Source organism: Mesorhizobium sp. M7A.F.Ca.AU.002.02.1.1 (assembly GCF_003998535.1).
GTDB lineage: Bacteria > Pseudomonadota > Alphaproteobacteria > Rhizobiales > Rhizobiaceae > Mesorhizobium > Mesorhizobium ciceri.
The window spans coordinates 1-6,191 of sequence record NZ_RZPB01000353.1 but is presented as its reverse complement, the minus strand read 5'-3'; the positions used below and the strand labels follow the sequence as shown (position 1 = coordinate 6,191).

Sequence of the window (6,191 nt, the reverse complement as noted above, 5' to 3'; positions counted from 1 at the left end):
GCATAGACTTACTTCCGTGGCTTCGCCCCAGTAGCTGCCGGCGCCTTTTTCTTCTTTTTGGCCTTGTTGTAATCGATGGCGGCACGGACGAGCTCTTTCAAAGCGCTCTCATTGAGCCTGTCGCCCTTGAACACATCGATAGCCCGCCACACCTTGCCGCCAAAACCATTGTTGAACAGCCTGTCGGGATCCGGCAGGCTGGCGCCATGGGAAAAGGTCAGCTTCACCTTGTCCTTGTGGGCGTTGCCGACCACGATGTTGCCGTCGAAGCACCATACCGGGCTGCCCATCCACTTCCACTCCTCGATGATGTCCGGGTCGGCTGCAAGGATGGTCTTGCGGATGTCGGCGAGCGTCTCGCCGCGCCAGTCCGAGAGACCGGCGATCAACTGGTCGATCTGTTGCGAGGGGGTCATTTGGTGTCTCCTGTGCGTCGACGCGTTCAACCGCTGCCTGTCACCAGCGCGCCAGTTGGGTGATCTGAACGAGGTTGCCGCAGCTGTCGTTCAGCTGGGCGATGGTTGAACCGGTCACCTCGGTCGGCGGCACGGTGAACGCGCCACCCTTCGCCTTGATGCGCTCGTAGTCGCCCTTGACGTCGTCGGTGAAGAACATGACCGCAGGCTGACCCTGCTGGAAGATGGCTTCCTGATAGGCCTTGGCGGCCGGGTTGTCGTTGAGCGCGAGCTGCAGTTCGGTTCCATCAGGCTCTTCAGCCGAGGTCACTGTCAGCCAGCGATAGGGCCCGTTGCTGAAATCGGCCTTCTTGGTGAAGCCCAGCACGTCGGTGTAGAAGCGCAATGCGTTTTCCTGGTTGTCCACATACACGCTGGTCAGCTTGATCTTCATCGCTCTTTCTCCTCTGTCGTATTCTTGCGTCTGTGGCCGCTACGGGGTCCAGCCGGGCAGGGCGGCGGCCTGCTTGATCCATTCCGCCATTTGCGCCTCGTCGAACCGGTCTTCGCGGATGTCGATCCAGCGCACATCCTTGCTCTTGGCCGTGCCGCCTGGTGGGATCGGTTGCAATGAGATGCCACTGAAAAAGGTCATCTTCACATAGTGGGTGAATACATGGAAACTCGCGAACCAGCCCTGGCCTTCGATGCCGTAGAAGGGTGAGTTCCATCGCACGGCCTTGCGGACGTCAGGCACGTTGCCCACGATGAGCGCGTCGAGGCGCTCGCCCAGGCCGCGCTTCCAGTCCGGCATCGCAGCGATATAGGCCTGCACCGGGGCGTCGCCGTCGCCCTTGGCGATTTGCGGGTTGCCGCCGGAGAGCAGCACTGGCGCAGCCTTGGCCTCGGTCGATTGTCCCTGCGTCTTGGCCACTCTGCCCCACTCCTACCCGCCGGCACGCTGCACGCCGCGTCCCTTGGCGGCATAGGGCAGCACGAACATGTACAGGCCGCTGAGCAGCAGCAGGAGGAGCGGCAGGAGCGGCGAGTAGACCACCCAGGCGGGAGGCTGCCTGAATGCCATGGTGGCGAAGTTGGCGATGACGGTCAGCGCAAAGATGATCGACAGCCAGCGATGCATTTGCCGAACCCACTTGTTCCAGTCCAATAGTTCCTCCTGTCAAAACAGCCGGTGCGGGCCACCGATCCGCACCTGCGAGTTTCAATCTATCCGCGCCAGGACCTGACTCAGATTTGCAAAGTACTGTCGCCACCCGCTCGTCGCGCCCCGATACGCCTGCTCCTGATCCGGCCGGAAGCCGGACTGTTCCATACGCAACCGGGTGCCTGTGCTGGTCGGCACGAGGGTCCAGGTGACGACACTCTCAAGGCCATAGGCCTGCCAGGTGTAGGACAGTGTCTTGTTCAACTCGACGGCTGTTACCTGACAGTCCACAACGATGCTCACGTCAGGTTGCGGTTCCTTCCGCAGCTTGAAGCGGTGGTCCACGACTGGCTTGAAGTCGTTCTTCATCAGCCATTCCTCGATCAGATGCGGTTGGGTCAGCGCGCGCCAGATTTTTTCCGGCGGATAGGGGATCTCACGTTCGACGATGACAGAGCGCGTTTCGGTCGCAATGTTGGTCATTGGTCGATTCTTTTGAGCAAATTTTCGAGATCGTCGAACCGGCTCTGCCAGAACGCGTTCATCTGGTTCGTCCAGTCGGTCAGTGGGGAAAGTGCTGCCAGTTGGGCGCTGTAATGGGTCTGCCGTCCTTGATGGCGATCGCGCACCAGCCCGGCCTGCTTGAGCACGCCGAGATGCTTCGACACCGCAGGTTGAGAGACCCCCGACTGAGCCGTCAGGGCGCCGACCGTCTGCTCGCCCTGCCGGCACAGGCGCTCGAAGATCGCGCGACGCGTCGGATCGGAGAGCGTTCTGAAGAGGACATCGTGAGCGTTCGTCATCCGGGATCGATAACCCTGTGGCTATTGATTTACGTATAACTGTCGAGATATGGATATGTCAAGCGGGGGTGTTGACGGTCCCGATCCGGCGGTTTCCAAAAAAATCTTTCCATTGCCCCAAGGATTAGCCATTAGCCTTCGTCCAACAGGCAAATGATGGCGATGATGCTGGATGAGAGCGAAGCCTCCGACGCCGAACTGATCGGGCGGGCGAAGGGCGGAGACAGGAGGGCCTTCAGCACATTGCTGGAAAGGCACTATGACTTCGTCTATCGCGCCGCCTATCGCTGGTGCGGCAGGAAGGCCGATGCCGAAGACATCGCCCAGGAAGTCTGCGTCAGGCTGGGCAAAGCGATCCGCGACTATCGCGGCGGCGGCGCCTTCACCACATGGCTCTATTCCGTGACGATGAACGCCGCGCGCGACGTGATGCGAAAGTCCGCCCGCGAGACCGTCAAGACCGAGGCCTATGGCGTCCATGCACTGATCTCGGGCGAGGCGTCGGTCGAACCGGAAGACCCTGCCGAAGCGCTGTGGGCGGCCGTCCGGCGATTGCCGGACAAGCAGCGCGACGCGGTGCTGCTGGTCTATGGCGAAGGGTTGAGCCATGCGGCCGCGGCCGAGGCGATGACAATCTCGGAGACGACGGTTTCCTGGCACATCCATGAAGCGAAGAAACGGCTGAAGACGCTGATGCGCGCGGCCGGGGAAGTGTGACCATGGTTGACGACAACGAACTCAACAGACTGCGCGATATAGCAGCGCCGGCGCCCGCCAAGGATGCCAAGGCACGTGCTTTCGAAGCCGCCCTGCGTGCATACGATCAGGAAAATATTTCTGCCGTTACCCAAGGATCGGTTGGCGGGCTTCGTCTCACAGAGCGAGCACAAAAGCTCTGGAGCGAGATCATGCAAAAGAAACTCATTGCCACGCCGGTTCTTGCCGGGCTCGTCGCCCTGCCGATCGCCGGATACGCCACCTTCCATATGCTGAGGGAACAGCCGCCGAAATTCGGCGGCGACGAGAAAATCACCGAGACGCTGGCCGACAAGCCGGCGACCGTCAAGCCGGCGACCGTCAAGCCGACGACCGCCGAGCCGAAGCCGGCTCCGACCGGGCTGGAGACGGACAAGAAAGCCGACGCCGATGTGGAAAGCCGCGACGCGACCGATGCGCCTGTGGCGCCGGCCTCGCCGCAGAAATCCGAATCGACCGTTGCTTCCGGCGCGGCACAACAGAATGCACTGGAGCGCGGTGTGCTGGCCGAGCCTGCGCCACCGGCACCGACAGGCGAATTCGCATTGGATGGCGCCGTAAGTGCGCCCAGTACGTCGCGGGCCCGCATGCCGGCCGAGTCCAAGCTGATGGCGCCGCAGCAGCCGTCGACCTTGCCGGCCGACCAGATGCAGCCGCAACCGGAAAACCGCGACCGCATCGAGGATTTCAAGACCAATCCGGTGCATGCGGCACTCGAGGATCCGGTCTCGACCTTCTCGATCGACGTCGACACAGCCTCCTATTCCTTCGTGCGCAGCTCGCTGAAGCAGGGCACCCTGCCGCAGGTCGATACTGTCCGCGTCGAGGAGATGATCAACTACTTCCCCTATGACTGGAAGGGTCCGGAGTCGGCCTCGACACCATTCAACTCGACCGTCAGCGTCATGCCGACGCCGTGGAACACGCATACCAGGCTGATGCATGTCGCCATCAAGGGTTTTGACGTCAAGCCGACCGAGCAGCCGAAGGCCAATCTGGTCTTCCTGATCGATGTCTCGGGCTCGATGGACGAGCCGGACAAGCTGCCGCTGCTCAAATCGGCTTTTCGGCTGCTGGTCAGCAAGCTGAAGGCCGACGACACGATCTCGATCGTAACCTATGCGGGTGACGCCGGCACGGTCCTGGAGCCGACCAAGGCGTCCCAAAAGGACAAGATCCTCAGTGCCATCGACAATCTGACGCCCGGCGGCAGCACGGCCGGCGAGGCGGGCATCAAGGAAGCCTACAGGCTGGCGCAGAAATCCTTCGTCAAGGACGGCGTCAACCGGGTGATGCTCGCCACCGACGGCGACTTCAATGTCGGCCAGAGCGACGACGACGATCTGAAGCGGCTGATCGAAAAAGAGCGCAAGACCGGTGTCTTCCTGTCGGTGTTCGGCTTCGGCCGCGGCAATCTGAACGACCAGATGATGCAGACCATCGCCCAGAACGGCAACGGCACCGCCGCCTATATCGACACGCTGGCCGAAGCCGAGAAGGTGCTGGTCGAAGATGCATCGTCGACGCTGTTCACCATCGCCAAGGACGTCAAGATCCAGGTCGAGTTCAATCCGAACAAGGTCTCGGAATATCGCCTGATCGGCTACGAGACCCGCGCCTTGAACCGCGAGGATTTCAACAATGACCGCGTCGATGCCGGCGATATCGGCTCGGGCCATTCCGTCACCGCGATCTATGAAATCACGCCAAAGGGCAGCGGCGGCGAACAGATCGACGCGCTGCGTTATGGCCAGGCGTCGGTGGACAATGGCGGCGTTGCCAATGCGGACGAATATGCCTTCGTCAAGATCCGCTACAAGCTGCCGAATGAAGACGTCTCGAAGCTGATCACCACGCCGGTGACCTCGGCCAACGAGATCTCGTCTTTCGACCAGGCCAGCACCGACCAGCGCTTCTCCGTCGCGGTCGCCGCCTTCGGCCAGAAGCTGCGCGACGAGGATGCGACCGCGAAGTTCGGTTACGACAAGATCATGGAGATCGCCACTGCCGCTCGAGGAGCCGACCCGTTTGGGTACAGGTCCGAGTTCCTCTCGCTTGTGCGCCTTGCCTCGGCGCTGGGCGGTAATCGGTAGTGGGTGATGACGGCCGGTTTCTTTCAGATGGGATCGTTCTGACAGGGGAAACCGACCGCGGGCGGGTGAGGCATGCCGGCGAGGGGTTCATTCCCTTGCCGGCCTTTTTTCGGAGAATCTCCAGGTCGTTAAATTGCGCGGCATTTCCGGTAGCGGATCGCAACCCCCTGCTTGTTACGCAGGACAGGTGTACCGGGCTTGAGGGAGCCGAAATTGCAGATCAGGACTATCGCCAACTCGACACCGCCGGCACGAGATGCTTCGGCGGTTTCATCGGCCCCATCATCGGAATCCAGGCGTATCAGTGACGATGTCGCGCAGGCGCGCCACACCGCCATGTCGGCGCTGACCAACGACCGCTTCCGCATCATGCTGGAGCAGATAACCGATCCGGTTTCATCCGGCGCGCTGATGACGATGCACAGCGACAATGTGGTCGACTTCAAGTCGGCGCAGTCGAGCTACGCCGACAACAGCGAATAATCGAAACCGATAAGCTCAGGCCCGGCTGCGGCGGCGCTCGCGGCGGGCTTCGCTGGTCTCGGCGGTATTTTCCGTCGCCGCCTTGTTGCGCATCGGGCCGATGCGCTCGACGATCGCGGCAACCGTCGGACGATCCGCCTTGGTGTGCGCGTCGAGCGCCTTGCGCATGGCGGCAAGGTGCTGGAACGAGGTGCCGCAGCAGCCGCCGATAATTTTGGCGCCGCCATCGACGGCGAGCCTGACATAGTCGGCCATCAGTTCGGGTGTGCCGGAATAATGGATTTCGGTGCCGCGGAATTCGGGAATGCCGCAATTGCCCTTGACGATCACCGTTGCCTCCGGCTTCGCCTCGGTCATGTCGAGCAGCGAGGCCAGGATGTCAGACGCGCCGACGCCGCAATTGGCGCCAACGCCAAGCGGCGCCTGCGACAGCCCGTCGGTGACGCCGTGGATATCCCTGGGTAGCAGGCCCATCATGGTGCGGCCGGCGGTGTCG

General features: G+C 61.9%; 10 protein-coding genes. 3 read left to right on the top strand and 7 right to left on the bottom strand.

Annotation, left to right across the window (positions count from 1 at the left end):
* Window positions 1-8: 8 nt before the first annotated feature.
* Genes EN879_RS20765 through EN879_RS20740 form a run of 6 tightly spaced genes read right to left on the bottom strand, consistent with a single transcriptional unit; the run spans window position 9 to window position 2,363 of the window.
* A complete protein-coding gene (locus EN879_RS20765) occupies window positions 9-416 on the bottom strand; it encodes a DUF1801 domain-containing protein (protein ID WP_063168198.1) in 408 nt (135 codons plus the stop codon).
* 40 nt (window positions 417-456) lie between these two features.
* A complete protein-coding gene (locus EN879_RS20760; RefSeq protein ID WP_063168197.1) occupies window positions 457-849 on the bottom strand; it encodes a VOC family protein in 393 nt (130 codons plus the stop codon).
* A gap of 39 nt (window positions 850-888) precedes the next feature.
* Complete coding sequence (locus tag EN879_RS20755; protein ID WP_013531184.1) at window positions 889-1,329, bottom strand: DUF1801 domain-containing protein; 441 nt, start codon at window positions 1,327-1,329, stop codon at window positions 889-891.
* Window positions 1,330-1,341: 12 nt separating this feature from the next.
* Entirely contained in the window at window positions 1,342-1,563 is a 222-nt protein-coding gene (locus tag EN879_RS20750) for a hypothetical protein (protein WP_013531185.1), read from the bottom strand.
* Window positions 1,564-1,617: 54 nt separating this feature from the next.
* Window positions 1,618-2,043, bottom strand: coding sequence for an SRPBCC domain-containing protein (locus EN879_RS20745; RefSeq protein ID WP_013531186.1), 426 nt, complete (start codon window positions 2,041-2,043; stop codon window positions 1,618-1,620).
* Window positions 2,040-2,363 carry a metalloregulator ArsR/SmtB family transcription factor gene (locus EN879_RS20740; RefSeq protein ID WP_063168196.1) on the bottom strand — a complete coding sequence of 108 codons (324 nt, stop codon included), beginning with the start codon at window positions 2,361-2,363 and terminating at the stop codon, window positions 2,040-2,042. Before EN879_RS20740 ends, EN879_RS20745 begins: the two co-directional genes overlap by 4 nt.
* 156 nt (window positions 2,364-2,519) lie before the next feature.
* Here EN879_RS20740 and EN879_RS20735 point away from each other — a divergent pair, with 156 nt between their 5' ends.
* The 3 genes from EN879_RS20735 to EN879_RS39065 all read left to right on the top strand — a co-directional run bounded on the left by EN879_RS20735 (window position 2,520) and on the right by EN879_RS39065 (window position 5,695).
* Window positions 2,520-3,080, top strand: coding sequence for an RNA polymerase sigma factor (locus tag EN879_RS20735; protein ID WP_013531188.1), 561 nt, complete (start codon window positions 2,520-2,522; stop codon window positions 3,078-3,080).
* A 2-nt stretch (window positions 3,081-3,082) separates the two neighbouring features.
* On the top strand, window positions 3,083-5,212 hold the full coding sequence (locus EN879_RS20730) for a VWA domain-containing protein (protein WP_063168195.1): 2,130 nt from the start codon (window positions 3,083-3,085) through the stop codon (window positions 5,210-5,212).
* 213 nt (window positions 5,213-5,425) lie between these two features.
* Window positions 5,426-5,695, top strand: coding sequence for a hypothetical protein (locus EN879_RS39065; protein WP_024501300.1), 270 nt, complete (start codon window positions 5,426-5,428; stop codon window positions 5,693-5,695).
* Between the two features lie 15 nt (window positions 5,696-5,710).
* On the opposite strand, the gene EN879_RS20720 is transcribed toward EN879_RS39065, so the two are convergent.
* A partial coding sequence (locus EN879_RS20720; protein WP_206520971.1) for a homocysteine S-methyltransferase family protein occupies window positions 5,711-6,191 on the bottom strand: 481 nt, incomplete at its 5' end.

Bases quoted from the DNA above. Each gene is read 5' to 3' on its own strand.
- EN879_RS20765 (WP_063168198.1), bottom strand. From the start codon at position 416: ATGACCCCCTCGCAACAGATCGACCAGTTGATCGCCGGTCTCTCGGAC.
- EN879_RS20760 (WP_063168197.1), bottom strand. From the start codon at position 849: ATGAAGATCAAGCTGACCAGCGTGTATGTGGACAACCAGGAAAACGCA.
- EN879_RS20745 (WP_013531186.1), bottom strand. From the start codon at position 2,043: ATGACCAACATTGCGACCGAAACGCGCTCTGTCATCGTCGAACGTGAG.
- EN879_RS20740 (WP_063168196.1), bottom strand. From the start codon at position 2,363: ATGACGAACGCTCACGATGTCCTCTTCAGAACGCTCTCCGATCCGACG.
- EN879_RS20735 (WP_013531188.1), top strand. From the start codon at position 2,520: ATGGCGATGATGCTGGATGAGAGCGAAGCCTCCGACGCCGAACTGATC.
- EN879_RS20730 (WP_063168195.1), top strand. From the start codon at position 3,083: ATGGTTGACGACAACGAACTCAACAGACTGCGCGATATAGCAGCGCCG.